This window comes from Amycolatopsis jiangsuensis, assembly GCF_014204865.1.
GTDB classification, from domain to species: Bacteria; Actinomycetota; Actinomycetes; order Mycobacteriales; family Pseudonocardiaceae; genus Amycolatopsis; species Amycolatopsis jiangsuensis.
The window spans coordinates 967,317-981,786 of record NZ_JACHMG010000001.1 but is presented as its reverse complement, the minus strand read 5'-3'; the positions used below and the strand labels follow the sequence as shown (position 1 = coordinate 981,786).

General features: G+C 69.4%; 12 protein-coding genes. 7 read left to right on the top strand and 5 right to left on the bottom strand.

Annotated elements, in window-relative coordinates; all coding sequences use genetic code 11:
• Positions 1-123 precede the first annotated feature (123 nt).
• Both BJY18_RS04345 and BJY18_RS04340 read right to left on the bottom strand, forming a co-directional pair.
• On the bottom strand, positions 124-1,305 hold the full coding sequence (locus BJY18_RS04345; RefSeq protein ID WP_184777848.1) for a zinc-dependent alcohol dehydrogenase: 1,182 nt from the start codon (positions 1,303-1,305) through the stop codon (positions 124-126).
• 192 nt (positions 1,306-1,497) lie between these two features.
• Complete coding sequence (locus tag BJY18_RS04340) at positions 1,498-2,961, bottom strand: glucose-6-phosphate dehydrogenase (RefSeq protein ID WP_221457554.1); 1,464 nt, start codon at positions 2,959-2,961, stop codon at positions 1,498-1,500.
• Between BJY18_RS04340 and BJY18_RS04335 the strand changes: the two genes are divergently transcribed.
• A complete protein-coding gene (locus BJY18_RS04335) occupies positions 2,960-4,222 on the top strand; it encodes an Nramp family divalent metal transporter (RefSeq protein WP_184777846.1) in 1,263 nt (420 codons plus the stop codon). The genes BJY18_RS04340 and BJY18_RS04335 overlap by 2 nt on opposite strands.
• Positions 4,223-4,231: 9 nt before the next feature.
• On the top strand, positions 4,232-5,149 hold the full coding sequence (locus BJY18_RS04330) for a LysR family transcriptional regulator (protein WP_184777844.1): 918 nt from the start codon (positions 4,232-4,234) through the stop codon (positions 5,147-5,149).
• 61 nt (positions 5,150-5,210) lie between these two features.
• Here the strand turns inward: BJY18_RS04330 and BJY18_RS04325 are convergent, their stop codons facing one another.
• Entirely contained in the window at positions 5,211-6,800 is a 1,590-nt protein-coding gene (locus BJY18_RS04325) for an acyl-CoA synthetase (RefSeq protein ID WP_184777842.1), read from the bottom strand.
• Between the two features lie 87 nt (positions 6,801-6,887).
• Here BJY18_RS04325 and BJY18_RS04320 point away from each other — a divergent pair, with 87 nt between their 5' ends.
• Positions 6,888-9,116, top strand: a complete 2,229-nt coding sequence (locus BJY18_RS04320; RefSeq protein WP_184777840.1) for a serine/threonine-protein kinase — start codon at positions 6,888-6,890, stop codon at positions 9,114-9,116.
• A gap of 37 nt (positions 9,117-9,153) precedes the next feature.
• Here the strand turns inward: BJY18_RS04320 and BJY18_RS04315 are convergent, their stop codons facing one another.
• Positions 9,154-9,615 carry a hypothetical protein gene (locus tag BJY18_RS04315; protein ID WP_184777838.1) on the bottom strand — a complete coding sequence of 154 codons (462 nt, stop codon included), beginning with the start codon at positions 9,613-9,615 and terminating at the stop codon, positions 9,154-9,156.
• A gap of 56 nt (positions 9,616-9,671) precedes the next feature.
• Between BJY18_RS04315 and BJY18_RS04310 the strand changes: the two genes are divergently transcribed.
• Entirely contained in the window at positions 9,672-10,436 is a 765-nt protein-coding gene (locus BJY18_RS04310) for an FHA domain-containing protein (protein WP_184777836.1), read from the top strand.
• Positions 10,437-10,441: 5 nt separating this feature from the next.
• Here BJY18_RS04310 and BJY18_RS04305 read toward each other — a convergent pair whose 3' ends face one another.
• Entirely contained in the window at positions 10,442-10,807 is a 366-nt protein-coding gene (locus BJY18_RS04305; protein ID WP_184777834.1) for a YrdB family protein, read from the bottom strand.
• A 566-nt stretch (positions 10,808-11,373) separates the two neighbouring features.
• On the opposite strand from BJY18_RS04305, the gene BJY18_RS04300 reads away from it, so the two are divergent.
• From BJY18_RS04300 to BJY18_RS04290, 3 genes are read left to right on the top strand one after another with little or no spacing between them, the layout of a single operon-like run.
• Positions 11,374-12,666: a sugar ABC transporter substrate-binding protein gene (locus BJY18_RS04300; RefSeq protein ID WP_184777832.1), complete on the top strand. Its 1,293-nt coding sequence runs from the start codon at positions 11,374-11,376 to the stop codon at positions 12,664-12,666.
• Complete coding sequence (locus tag BJY18_RS04295; protein ID WP_184777830.1) at positions 12,663-13,640, top strand: carbohydrate ABC transporter permease; 978 nt, start codon at positions 12,663-12,665, stop codon at positions 13,638-13,640. The genes BJY18_RS04300 and BJY18_RS04295 overlap by 4 nt, the downstream gene beginning before the upstream one ends.
• Positions 13,637-14,467 carry a carbohydrate ABC transporter permease gene (locus BJY18_RS04290; protein WP_184777828.1) on the top strand — a complete coding sequence of 277 codons (831 nt, stop codon included), beginning with the start codon at positions 13,637-13,639 and terminating at the stop codon, positions 14,465-14,467. The genes BJY18_RS04295 and BJY18_RS04290 overlap by 4 nt, the downstream gene beginning before the upstream one ends.
• The last annotated feature ends 3 nt before the right edge of the window (positions 14,468-14,470 follow it).

Genomic DNA, 14,470 nt, shown 5'->3' with positions numbered 1-14,470 from the left:
GACAGCAAGCAGAAAGCCTGGGAGCCAGTTCCGGGCGTTCTCGCATCGGCGGGCACCCAGGCCGGTCATCCGCCGCGAAGCCACCTCTCATCCACGAGTTCTGCCTGAGCTAGGAGTGCGTCCTCACACCGACGCGGTGGCGGGCTCGTCCGTTTTGCCGGGCGCGCTCGACTTCGTGTTCTTCAGCACGACCTTGATCGCATCCTCGACTCGCTCCCGCACGTATCGGAGCGCCTCCGGGAGCTCCGCCATGTCGAAGGTGTGCGTGTGGATGATCGAAGCGTCGAACCGCTTCTGGCGCATGAACGCTTCGGCGCGGTGGGTCGCCGACTTTCCTTCGCCACGAATGCTGTACAGGTAAATGTTGTTGCGCGCCAGGTAGGCGAGATCGATCGGCACCTCGTCGGACGGGAACGCCGCCAGGCAGATCTTCCCGCCTCGGTTCAGCATCTTCGCCGCCTCGTTCACCGCGTTCGGCGCGCCCGAGCACTCGACGACGAAGTCGACGCCCGTGCCCCCGCTCAGTTTCCGGACTGCTTCGACCGGGTTTTCGTTGCGCACGTTGATGACGTGGTCCGCGCCGAGGCGCTTGCCGATCTCGAGCCGGTTGTCCCGCGTGCCGGTGAGGATCACCGGCTGCGCGCCGAGTGCTTTGGCGACCGCGGTGGCGAGAAGCCCGATCGGGCCGGGTCCGGTCACGACGACCGAATCGCCGGCGACGAGGCCACCGATCTCGGTCAGCCCGTACATGGCCGTCCCACCGGTGACGACGAGCGTCGCCTCCTCGTCGCTCATGGACTCGTCGAGATGGACGAGCGTGTTGATGTTGTTGACCTGGTACTCGCAGAAGCCGCCGTCGGTGGTGAAGCCGTTGGCACGGTGGCCCTTGTCGACGTCGCCGTAGTTTTTGCCGTAGTTGTGGCACGCGGTGTACATGCCCTCACGACAGCGCTTGCACTGGCCGCAGCCCGCGTGCACCTCCACGGTGACGCGGTCTCCGATCGCGAACTCGTCCACGCCCGGACCGAGCGCCACGACAGTTCCCATGTATTCGTGACCAGGCGTGAAGTTCTTGTTGAACGGAAGGCCACCCTCGATCTGGGCCGGCGGCCCGTGGGCGATGATCTCCAGGTCGGTCGCGCAAATGGAGGCGCCGTCGATGCGCACCAGGACCTCGGCCCGCTTCGGAACCGGAACCGGCTTGTCCACCAGCGACAACTCGCCGGGATCACCCAAGACCCAGGCCTTCATGGTGGCGGGGACAGGAAAAGCCACGTCCACTTTGACGTGCTCCGGTTGCGACATTGCGTGCTCTCCTCTGACATTCCGTTCACGCTGGGGCACCACCTGTGCAGCAGTGCCGACCTCGGATATCAGTATCCGTGCATATAGTCAGCGAGTCCAATGGATTAGGCCGCAGGGTATTATCGATCGGAGCGAATAGCGGACTCACCCGGGAGGGCTTGACTTCAGATGGCGGAGCCCTCGACGCGCCAGTCAGTAGCTCGACTCCCAGCCGGCCGGCCCCCGCGAGCCGGCGCGGTACTTCTCAAGCGGAACCTCGTTCGCCTGCCACGCCTGCACGACCGGTCCGACGATCTCCCAGCAGCGCTCGGCCACGTCGCCGCGGATCGACAGCAGCGGGTCGTCGTGGAAGATCCCGTTGAGCACCTCGCCGTAGGGGGTGAGCTCGCCGTCGCCGAACGACGACGACAAGGTCACCTGTCCCATCTCGAACGGGTTGCCGCCACCGTTCGCCGAGACGGTCAGCTCGATCTCGTCCGGATTCAGGACGATGCGCAGCGTGTCGGTCTTCGGGCCACCGGTCAGGCCCGAGGGCAGGCGGGTCACCGGCTTGAAGGTGATCAGGACTTCCTTGCGGCTGGCGCCGAGCGCCTTGCCGGAGCGCAGGGTGAACGGCACACCCTTCCAGCGGGCCGTGTCCACCTCGACCTCGATCTCGGCGAGGGTGTCGGTCTGGCGCGAAGCATCGACGCCGTCCTCGGACTGGTACGACGGCAGTTCGCGGCCATTGATCGTGCCCGCGGTGTAGACGGCACGGCGGGACGCGGTCCTCGGGTCGCCGCCCTTGAGTCGCGTCGAGCGGAGCACGCGTGCCAGCGAGGAGCGGAACTCGACCGCGTCGATCGCCGACGGGGCATCCATCGTGACCAGGCCGAGGATCTGCAGCAGGTGCGACTGGATCATGTCGACCAGGGCACCGGCCTCGTCGTAGTACTGTGCCCGGTTCTCGAGGCCGAGGGTCTCGTCGTAGAAGACGTCGACCTTCTCGATGTTGTCCGCGTTCCAGATCGGCTCGAACAGCCGGTTCGCGAAGCGCAGACCGATGATGTTGAGGACCGTGGTGCGGCCGAGGAAGTGGTCGGTGCGGTGCACACGTTCCTCCGGGACAAGCGCGAGGACGGTCTTGTTGAGCGCCGCAACACTGGCAACGTCGGTGCCGAACGGCTTCTCGAAGGCGAGCGTGGTGCCTTCGGGGAGGTCGACGTGCTGGAGCGCATCGCAGAGGTCCGATGTGGCCTGCGGGGGCAGTGCGAAGTAGAGCACCGGCGACGCCTCGGCCGCGTCGAGCAGCTTCTGCAGGTGCCTCGGGTCAGCCGGGTCGCCCTGGATGAACACCGTCGACCCGAGCGTCGCGTCGACCTCGGGACCCTCGACGTTCTGTGTGGCGAAGGACTTTTTGACGACACCCTTCCACTGCTCAGGGGTCCGCTCGCTGCGGCCCGTCCCGATGAGGTGCACCGGCACACTGCGGCCGGATTGCAGGAAGGTCCCGAGACCGGGGAGCAGCAGACGTGCGGAGAGATCCCCCGTCGCGCCGAAGATGATCATGGTGCGCTTGTCAGTCACCCTCGATGACTCCTTTCCCTTCAGTCCCTGCAAATCGATGAGAGCGAATAGCTCGACCGAGCTTAATCGACGTGTTAGCTTTCTGGCCATGCTGAGAGGGAAGGAGCGCGCCGAACCGCGTTCCGGGCGGCAAGGCGGCCGCTCGAGCAGCCGCCTCGCACTGCTCGGGCCTGCCTTCGTCGCGGCGATCGCCTACGTCGACCCCGGCAACGTCGCGGCGAATCTCACGGCCGGCGCGAGCTACGGATATCTGCTGGTGTGGGTGCTCGTCGTCGCGAATGCGAGTGCAGTGCTCGTGCAATACCTTTCCGCGAAGCTCGGGATCGTGACCGGTCGATCGCTGCCGGAGGTGCTCGGTCAGCGGATGCGACGGATACCGCGCCTGGTGTTCTGGGCGCAGGCCGAGATCGTGGCCGCTGCCACGGACGTGGCGGAGGTCATCGGTGGTGCCGTGGCGCTGCACCTGCTGTTCGGACTCCCGCTCGTGGCCGGCGGGCTCCTCACCGGCGCGGTCTCGACCATCGTCCTGGCGGTGCAAAACCGCAGGGGCGCGCGCACGTTCGAAGCCGTCGTGACTGCCATGCTCGCGGTGCTGACGATCGGGTTCTGCGCCGGATTGGCTTTCTCCGACCCCTCTCCCTCAGCGCTGATCGCCGGCCTCGTGCCCCGTTTCCAAGGTTCCGAGTCGGTCGTGCTCGCCGCCTCGATGCTCGGCGCCACGGTGATGCCGCACGCTGTCTACCTGCACTCGGCGCTCGCGAGAGATCGGTACGGCGCCACTCCGGCCGGACCGGAACGGCACCGTATCCTCGTTGCCACCCGGTGGGACGTCTGCCTGGCGCTCTTCGTCGCGGGCGGAGTGAACATCTGCATGCTCGTCCTCGCCGCCGCGAACCTGAGCGGAGTCCCCGGCACCGACACCATCGACGGCGCACAGCACGCCATCGCGGTGCAGGTGGGACCGGCCGTCGGCGTGCTGTTCTCGATCGGGCTACTGGCCTCGGGCCTCGCGTCGACATCCATCGGGACGATGGCCGGTGACGAGATCATGCGCGGGTTGCTGCGCCTGGCCGTCCCGCTGCAGCTCCGCCGGGCGGTGATGCTGGTCCCCGCGATCGCACTGCTCGCCGCCGGACTGGACCCGACGTTCCTGCTTGTCGCGAGTCAAGTGGTGCTCAGCTTCGGCATCGCGTTCGCCGTCGTTCCCCTCGTCGTGCTGACCTCCCGGCGCACCGTGATGGGCGCGGACACCAACGCAGCCGGCGTCCGCGTGCTCGCGGGAGTTCTCACCGCCGTCATCGTCGCGCTCAACGCCGCACTCGTAATCGGCACACTCGACGGGGCGCTCTAGGGTTGCAGGATGGAAACCCGGTTGCTCGAGTACTTCGTCGCCGTCGCGGGCGAACTCAGCGTCACCGAAGCGGCGCGTCGCCTCTACGCCGCGCAGTCGACGGTCTCTGCGGGCCTGCGGAGTCTCGAGGCCGAACTCGGGGTCCAGCTGCTGCGCCGCACCACCCAGACCGTCCAGCTGACGACCGCAGGCGAAGAGCTTCTCGCCAATTCACAGCAGATCATCGACGCGGTCGAGCGCCTGCGTGTTCTCGCGTCCGAGACAGCGAGCGGCCAACGCGGGCGATTGACACTAGGCACCTTCACCGGTCAAGACCTCGTCCATGATCTGCCGGCGGCACTGCGCGTCTTCCGCACCCGACACCCCCACGTCGATCTTCGGCTGGTGTTGTCCGAGCGCGGCTCGACCGGATTCGCCGAGGATCTTGTCCGAGGGAGACTTGACGTGGCTTTCTTCGCCTTGGACCCGCCGCCCGAACTCGATGTCGTCAAGCTCCTCGAAGCCCCCTATGTCGCGTTGGTCGAGCCCTCCCATCCCCTTGCGGCGGATACCGTGGTCTCACTCGCACAGCTCGCACCGGAACCCTGGATCGATTCGCCGGCGGGATACGGCCACCGAGTCGGCGTGGAACACGCTCTCGCCCAGCACAGACTGCGGCGACAGGTGGTCGCCGAGGTCGCCGACCTGCTCGCGATCCCCAGATACGTCGCCACCGGGATGGGAGTCGCCGTCGTCCCGGACATCGTCGACTCCAGCGATTGCGCCAAGCTGACGATCGCCGAACCGATGACGCCGTGGATCGTCAACCTCGCCACCCGGCAAAACGCCGCTGAGCGTCCCGCGGTCGCGGCCTTGATCGATGTGCTGCTGTCCCACCACCTGCCGACGACATCAGGCCGGCAAGCACACGGCAGCGCCTCGCGTTGACGACAAGCTGCCCGCGTGAGGCTCTGTGGTACGACCTTTTCCTTGCCGGCCCGGCCGCCGGTCACTCCCGCGCGAGACCCGCGTGCGCCTCCCGCAGGGTGCGTTTGACGATCTTGCCACTGGGGTTCTTCGGCAGTGCCGGTACGAACACCACGTACTTCGGGCACTTGAACCCCGCCAGGCGTTCCCGTGCGTGTGCCAGGACGGCTTCCTCGGTCAGCGTCCCCTCCTCGCGCGGGACCACCGCCGCGGTCACCGCCTCGATCCAGCGCGGGTGGGAAACCCCGAACACGGCCACTTCGGCCACGCCCTCGAGCAGGTAGAGCGCCTCCTCCACCTCGCGGCTGGCGACGTTCTCCCCGCCGGTCTTGATCATGTCCTTCTTCCGGTCCACCACCGACAGGTAGCCCGCTTCGTCCAGCACGCCCAGGTCACCGGAGTGGAACCAGCCGCCGTCGAAGGCCGCCGCGGTCTTCTCCTCGTCCTCGTAGTAGCCGAGGGTGGCGTGCGGGCTGCGGTGCACGATCTCGCCGATCTCGCCGGGCGGCAGCTCGCGGCCCTCGTCGTCGACGATCCGCGTCTCCACGTTCAGCGCCGCCCGCCCGGCCGAGCCGGCCTTCGGCAGCTGCTCGTGCGGACGCAGGATCGTGGCCAGCGGCGACATCTCGGTCTGCCCGTAGAAGTTCCACAGCTGCACGTCCGGCAGCCGCCGGGCCAGCTCGCGCAGCACCTCGACGGGCATCGCCGAGGCGCCGTAATAGCCCTTGCGAAGGCTGGACAGGTCGGTCTCGTCGAACGCGGGATGCCGCAGCAGGGAGATCCACACCGTCGGCGGGGCGAACAGCTTCGTCGCCCGTTCCCGCGCGACCGTTTCCAGCAGCGCGGCCGGATCCGGACCGGGCAGGATCACGCTCGTCGCGCCGAGGTAGACGTCCACCGAGAAGAAGCAGTCCAGCTGCGCGCAGTGGTACAGCGGGAGCGCGTGCACCTCGACGTCGTCCGCGGACATGCCGCCGTCGATCGCGCACGAGACGTACTGCGTGATCAGCGAACGACTCGACAGCAGCACGCCCTTCGGCCGCGACTCGGTGCCGGAGGTGTACATCAGGCGCACCGGGTCGTCGTCGGCCACCAGCACATCGGGCGCCGACGCGTCGCCAGGGCTGTCGATCCAGTCCGCGACGTCCTCCCAGCCCGCACGGTCTCCGCCGATCCGCGCCCGCAGCACGCCGGTCCTGCCCGCGCGCTCCAGTGCGGCAGCCGCGGTGTCCAGCAGCGGCTCCTCCGCCACGAGTCCGGAAACCCCGGCGTGGTCGAGGATGAACGCGATCTCGTCCGCGCCGAGCATGAAGTTGACCGGGACCAGTACCACGCCGAGCTTCGCCGTGGCGAACACCAGTACCGCGTACTCCCAGCCGTTGTGGCTGAGCAGCGCCAGCCGGTCGCCCTTGCCGAGGCCGCGCTCGGCGAGCCGGTGCGCGCACCGGTTGACCGCTGCGTCGAACTCGCGGTAGGTGATCCGCCGCTGCCCCGCGACGACCGCGAGCCTGTCCGGATGACGCAGCGCCGTGCGCCGCAGGAGGTCGCCGACCGCATGCTGCCGGGCGTGCTGGATGGCTTCCGTCGTTTCGGCTCGGTACGGGCTCGGCATAGCGGGAGTCTCATCCACCGGCCCGGCACGCGCAAGCTCCGGCCGGACCGGCTCGGTAGGCTGCTTCCGGACACCCGGGGGCGAGGCGTGAGCGAGCAGACCGAAGCACCGACACTGGACCGGCCCGACATCACCGCGCGGCTGCCGCGGTACCGGCTGCTGCGCCAGCTCGCCGAGACGCGGATGAGCGAGGTCTTCCAGGCGGTCGACACCGGCTCCGGGCAGGCGGTGGCGCTGAAGGTCGTCGGACCGCGCTTCCTGCAGGTGCTCGGGTTTCGCGAGCGCTTCGAACGGGAGACGCGGATCGCCAGGGACCTGGTCCACCCGAACGTCGTCAAGACCCTCGACGCCGGGCTGAGCACGGACGGCACGTTCGGCTATCTGGCCATGGAGTACGTGCGGGGCACCAACCTCTCCCGGCTGCTCGGCACCCGCCGGACGCTGCCGTTCGAGACCACCGTGACGATCGGGCGCGGGGTCGCCGCGGCGCTCGACGCCGCGCACCGCCGGCACCTCGTGCACCGCGACGTCAAGCCGGGCAACATCCTCGTCGAAGAGCACACCGGGCATCCGTACCTGTGCGACTTCGGCATCGCCCGCCAGCTCGACCGCACGAGCCTCACCGCGAGCGGCGCGTTCCTCGGCACGATCTCCTACGCCGCGCCGGAGCAACGGGAAGGCAAGCCCGCCGGACCGGCCGCCGACGTGTACTCGCTCGCCTGTGTGCTCTACGAATGCCTGGCGGGCGCACCGCCCTACCACGTGAACCTCGCGCATCCGGGCGCCGCTGTCCTCAGCCGTTCGCTGGATCCCGACCCCGCGGTACGACACCCGACGTGCGCCGCCTTGATCGAGGACTTCGTCAGCACGACCGCCGCGGCGAAATCCGCCGCGCGCCGCCGCCGGCTTCGGCGGCGCGCGGTCATCCCCGCGGCCGCGGCCGTGGTTGCGGGCTCACTCGTGGCGTGGCTGACGGTCGGAGCATCGTCCGGGCCGGACGACGCCACGCTCGACCGCGTGCCCTCGGCGTTGCGCGGCGATTGCGGTTCCGCTGAGTCGCCCGTCGCCGGCGCGGCCGCCACGCTCACCTGTCATGACGCCACCGGCCGGTCCGCGACCACAGCCCTGTACGACACTCCGGAGCAGGCCTCCGATGCCTACACAGCAGCCGTGGGCGAGTCCGGCGTCCGCACCGGACAAGGTGACTGTTCATCCGCGACCGGCGCGGAACATCGTTATCCCGAAACTGGTCCAGCCCGTGGCCGAGTTCTCTGCACTGTCCGAAGCGGACAGTCCACAGTGGTATGGAGCGACGACGCGGCCCGCGCCGTGACCACCATGGAAGCCGCCGGCGACGCGACGCTGCGCCGTGCGTGGGCGGGGTGGAACCCTGCACCCGCGTTCCCGAGCGCGGACGAACAGGCGCTCACGCACGTGGCCGCCGGAACCGCCTGCCGCCGCAGCGGCCCGGCGGAACTGGGCGGCTACCGCGGCGCCGTCGCGGGAATCACCTGCACCCCGCGCGGCACCGGCGCCCAGGAGGTCTCGTACTTTCGCTTCGCGGACCTGCCCACGCTGCGCGCGACATTCGAAAGCATGGCCACCACGGCACACGCCCCGAGCGGGAGCGGCTGCCCCGGCCCGCCGTTTCTCGGCACGACGCGGTTCGACTGGCTGAGCGTCGACCTCGGGCAGGTGCTCTGTCACCCGGGTCCGGCAGGCACTGTCGCGCTCGACTGGAGTCTGGAAGCGTTCGCCGTGATCGGGCACGTCACCGGCACCACCCCGGACGCGACCGGCGCGTGGTGGGCCGACTGGCACCTCGCGCCGCTCGGCCGGATCGTGGACGAGGTCAACACCCGCGCCTCCCCCGCGTTTCCCGACCCGGCGGAAAAGGCGCTCCTGGGCCACGTACCGGCGGTCTCCCGGCTGAACTGCGTGCGCCCGTCGGCCGGGCAGCAGTGGACCGACCTCGGCGCGGTGGTGCCGGTCGCCGCGGTCGCCTGTGGACGGACCAGCGGCGCCGGGCTCGTCACGTACTACCAGCTGCCCGACGCGGCCACCATGAACCAGGTCTTCAACAGCTCCGGTGACAGCGAAAAGGCGTGCACCGACCAACCGAAGGACTTCTCCGCCGACCGTCCCTACGCCCGCGACGGCCGCACCGGACGCCTTTCCTGCGGCACCGTCGACCCGGGCGGCGAACGCTACCTGAAGTGGACGGACGACCGGACCGGCGTACTGACCGTCGCCCACCGCGGCACCGAACCGTTCGCGATGATCGACTGGTGGACCCATGACGCCGGGCCGGTCTAGGACGGCCGCGCTGGTTCGGTGCAGCACGCTGAGCGCGTCAGCCCTGCACGGTCCCGCCCACCGAGGAGCTCAGCTGGGTGTTGCCGGAGCCGCCGCCTGCCGCTCCGGTGTGGACTGATTCCTTGCCGTCGAAGACCGAGTACAGCTCGATGCTGTTCGCGCCGGAGCCGGAGTAGCTGATCTCCAGCGTCCACTGGTGGGCCTTGCCGTCGGCAGGGACGGTGATGGACTGGCGCCACGGGAGCCGCACCGTGCCGGTCTGCTTCGTGGTGCCGTCCAGGGTGTAGACGATCTCCTTGAGCGCGCCGCTGCCGTCCGCGTTCAGCACGAGGGTGTGCGGCTGGCGGTCGGGCACCGGCTCGGACGACGGCGCGGCGGACGACGACGGAGACGGAGCGGGCGGCGCGGGCGCCGGGTCCGGGGTGGCCGAGCATCCGGCGAGCAGCGCGGACAATGCCACCGGCGCAGCGGAGAACCGGGCAGTGGTGCGAAAATTCATGGACGCACGGTACCGGCCCGGTGAGGGGACCGGTCCCCGATCGGAGAGGAACCGCGGTGACCGTCTCCCCCGCCGCCGAGCCGGCCCCGCCGAGCCCGGGCCCGCCGGGCGCCCTTTCGGTCCGCAGCCTCTCCGGCACGGTGGTCCGGCCGGCCGGCGAGCACGTCCGGCTGCCGTTCGGCCGCGACCCGGGCACCGAGGGCGTACTGGTCGGCCCGGACGACCGGCGGGTCAGCCGCGAGCACGGTTCGTTCACCTGCCGGAACGGCACCTGGTGGCTGCTCAACAGCGGGCACACCCCGATCGAGTACGCGCCGACCCGGCAGCTGCACGCGGACGACGAGCCGGTGGCGATGCCGCCCGGGCGCACCGTCCTGCTGCTGGTGACCGGCTCCGGTGGGCGCAAGCATCCGCTCGAGGTCTACGTGGCCGCCGCCGACCACGATCGTCCGCCGCCGGCCGCCGGTCCGACGCTGCCCGCACTGCAGTGGCGGCTCACCGAGCGGGAACGGCTCGTGCTGACCCTGCTGGGCCAGCAGTTCCTGCGCCGTGACCCCCGGCCGCAGCCGATGAGCCGTGGCCACGTCGCCGCGATCCTCGCCGAGCTGGAGCCGGAAGCGGCCTGGGAGGAGAAGAAGGTGGACCGGGTGATCGCCGGGGTGCGCGGCCGGCTCTCCGCCGCGGGCGTGGCCGGGCTCCGCCGCGACGAGGTGCCCGAACCCATCGGGAACTCACTCAACCACAACCTGCTCACCGAGCTGGCGATCCGCACGACCACGCTGAGGCGAGCCGATCTGGAGCGGATCGACGGGCTGGACTGAGCGGCTCAGCCGTCCCGGGCCCACACCCGGACCGCGGCGGCCACCGCGATGCCGGCCGCACCGAGCACGATGCCGGCCACCGGCAGCCCCGAGGCGATCAGGCCGAGCGCGGCGACGCCGAACAGCGCCACCTCGAGGAAGAACCGGGTCGGTTCCGGCGCACGCCGTTTCGCGCGCGGTGCCACCACGAACGCCCAGATGACCGCCGCCAGTGCCGGCCACAGCACCGCGGCCAGCACGTCGAGCAGCACACTCCCGCCGAGCCGCGCCCCGGCGACCGCGAGCCCGGCCAGCAACGCCAGTTCGGTGCAGAACCGGAGGGCGAGGACGAAGCCCGCGAAGCCGCGCAGAGCCGGTCGAGTCGTGGTCACCCCGGCAGCGTAACGGCCCCGACCCCCTCGACGGCGACGGCCTTTGCCCGGCGCCGGCATCGCCTCCGGAAGGCAGATTCCTGCGACGTGACGTGCACGGTTATCGCCGCGGCAAGCGTCGCCTCGGCACCCAGGGCACCGGCAACCATCGCTCCGGCACCCGTCGTTTCGGCAACCATCACTGCGGCAACCATCCCCTCCGGGACCGTCGCTCCGGCACCGCGGCGAGCGGGCGCCCCCGGGCCCGGGCACGATGTCCGGTCCGGGGTTTCACGATGCGCAACCGGGCGGACCACCCCGGACCACCGGACCGGCCGGGCGCGAGGTGCTGACCAACCGCCGCGTGCGTGCGCGAATTGCTCGCGCAACCCCCTCTCGGCGATTCACCAGGCCTTTTCAGCGTACCCGCGTAGTCGCGCGGACACCGAGGGTCAAATCTCGGCTTTCGTTCACAACATCTTGGCAACCGCCTTGACACCGGCTGTGGTCCGGACCACTCTCTCAACATTGGTCTACACCATTTGTCACTCACCGGCCGGGCGGCCGGGCATCGAAGGGACGGACAAGTGAAGCGCTGGCTCAAGCTGGCGGCGGGGGCCGCCGCCATCACGCTCGCGACAGCCGGGTGTGCCGGCTCCGGCGGGGGTGACGACGCCTCCGGTGCGGGAGGCGGACAGGGCAGCACGCTGACGGTCTGGCTGATGACCGGCTCCGCGCCGGACAGCATGACCAAGGCGCTGAACCAGGAGTTCGAGGCCGCCCACCCGGGCATCAAGGTCGACTACCAGATCCAGCAGTGGAACGGCATCCAGCAGAAGCTGACCACCGCGCTCGCCAGCGACACGCCGCCGGACGTGATCGAGGTCGGCAACACGCAGACCCCGGCGTTCGCCTCCCAGGGCGTGCTGACCGATCTTTCCGGGGACGCGCAGAACCTCAACGGAGCACAGTGGCTGGCCGGGCTCAAAGCCTCCGGCGAGTACGAGGGCAAGACCTACGGCGTGCCCTTCTACGCGGCCAGCCGTGAGGTCATCTACCGCAAGGACATGTTCGAGCAGGCGGGCATCGCCAAGCCGCCGGCCTCGACCCAGGAATGGCTGGACGCGATCACCAAGCTGAAGGCGAAGTTCGGCAGCGACAAGGAGTTCCAGCCGCTGTACATGCCGGGGCAGAACTGGTACGCGCTGCTGTCGTTCATCTGGGACAACGGCGGGGACATCGCCAAGCCCGACGGCAAGGGCTTCAAGTCCACGCTGGACAGCGCGGGCGCCAAGGCCGGTCTCGAGTTCTACAAGCAGCTCGTGGAGGCCTCCGGCACCACCGCGCCGAAGGACAACGACGAGGCCAACCCGCAGCAGGCCGGCATCTACGGCGGCGGCAAGGTCGCCATGTTCATCGGCGTGCCGAGTGAGGTGCCGACCGCGGCCGAGACCGACCCGGGCATCACCGCGAAGACCGGTGCCTTCCCGATCCCGTCCGAGAACGCCGGCAAGAGCGCCCCGGTGTTTCTCGGCGGCTCGAACCTGGTCGTGCCGGTCAACAGCAAGAACTCCGATCTGGCCAAGGAGTACCTGAAGCTGCTGACCAGCACCAAGTACATGACGCAGGTGGCCGCCGCGGGTGCCGTGCCGGGCGCGTCGACCGACGTGAGCGCACTGTCCAAGGACCCGCTCGGCGCGGTGATGGCGCAGGCCTCGCAGAACGGCCGCGCGGTCCCGACGAGCCCGAAGTGGGGTGAAGTCGAATCCGGGCAGAACCCGCTGAAGGACATGCTGACCGCGTACCTGACCGGGAAGAAGAATCTGGACCAGGCCACCGCGGACGCGAACACCGCCCTCGACAAGATCATCGGCGGATGACCGCGACGAAGGACGCGCTGATGCCGGCGGGCACCACCCCGCCGGCATCGGCCCGCGTCGGTCCCCCGAAACGCCGCTGGAGCGCGGAACGGCTCACGCCGTACCTGCTGATCCTGCCCGCCCTCGCCGCCGTGCTCGTGCTGCTCGGCTGGCCCACCGTGCAGATGCTCGGCATCAGCGCCCGGCAACTCGACCTGCGCGAGCTGGTGACCGGGAAGACCGTCTGGGTCGGTCTGCAGAACTACACCGACGTGCTGACCGACCCGGAGTTCTGGTCGGTCGCCGTGCGCACCGTGGTGTTCACCGCCGCGCTGGTGGCCGCGACCCTGCTGATCGCGCTGCTGATCGCGGTGCTGATGCGCCACCTCAACCCGGTGCTGCGGATCTGCGTGCAGGTGTCGCTGGTGCTGGCCTGGGCGGTCCCGGTGATCGCGACGACGACCGTGTTCCAGTGGATCTTCGACCAGCAGTATGGGATCCTGAACAAGACGCTCGACAAACTGGGGTTCCACTCGTTCATCGGCTACTCCTGGTTCTCCAGCGGCACCAGCACCCTCGCGGTGATCGGGCTGCTGGTGCTGTGGCAGGCGGTGCCGTTCGTGGCCTTCACCCTCTACGCCGGGCTGCTCGGGGTACCCCGCGAGCACTACGAGGCGGCCGGGATCGACGGCGCCGGGCCGTGGCAGACCTTCCGGGCGGTCACCTGGCCGGTGATCCGGCCGATCCTGACCATGGTCACGTTCCTGTCGGTGCTGTGGGACTTCAACATGTTCGGCCAGGTCTGGGCGATCCGCCAGGGCGGGCCGGACGGGGCCAGCACCACGCTGGCGATCCTGCAGTACCTCAAGGGCATCGCGGGCAGCCACTTCGGCTCCGCCGCGGCGATCGCCACCATCATGCTGGTGCTGCTCCTGGCGGTCACCGCCCGGTACGTGCAGCTGCTGGTCCGCACCAAGGACGGGGAGATCACGTGAGGAAGTCCCGGACCCAGCGGGTCACGCTCTCGGTGGCCGGCGTGCTGGTCGCGCTGGTGTTCTTTTTCCCGACGTACTGGATGTTCACCACGGCGCTCAAGACGCCGGGTGAGATCCTCTCGCCGAAGTTCGACCTGTTCCCGTCCTCGGCGACGCTGTCGAACTTCGCCTCCGCGCTCACGAAGCCGGGGTTCGTCACCTATCTCGGCAACAGCTTGATCGTCACGCTCGGCGCGGTGCTCGCAGCGCTGGTCGTCGGGGTGCTCGCGGCGATCCCCCTCGCACGGTTCCGCTTCCGCGGCCGCAAAGGGTTCCTGCTGCTGATTCTGGTGGCGCAGCTGGCACCGCTGTCCGCGCTGTTCATCCCGATGTACCTGCTGATGCGGGATATCGGACTGCTGAACACGCTGCCGTCGCTGCTGCTGGTCTACTTCGCGACGTCGCTGCCGTTCACCGTGTGGATGCTCTACGGGTTCGTCAACGGGATCCCGTACGACCTCGAAGAGGCGGCCATGATCGACGGCTGCAGCCGCACCGGCGCGTTCCGCCGGGTCACGCTGCCACTGCTCGGACCCGGGCTGGTGACGACGTCGGTGTTCAGCTTCATCACCGCGTGGAACGAGTTCCTCTTCGCCCTGGTATTCATGCGGGACCAGTCGAAGCAGACGCTGCCGGTGTGGCTGTCGTCGTTTCGCACCGCGTTCTCCGTGGACTGGGGCGGGGTGATGGCCGCTTCGGTGGTGTACGCGATTCCCGCGCTGGTGTTCTTCCTGATCGTGCAACGGAAACTCGTGTCCGGGATGACCGCCGGCGCGGTGAAGGGATAGCCG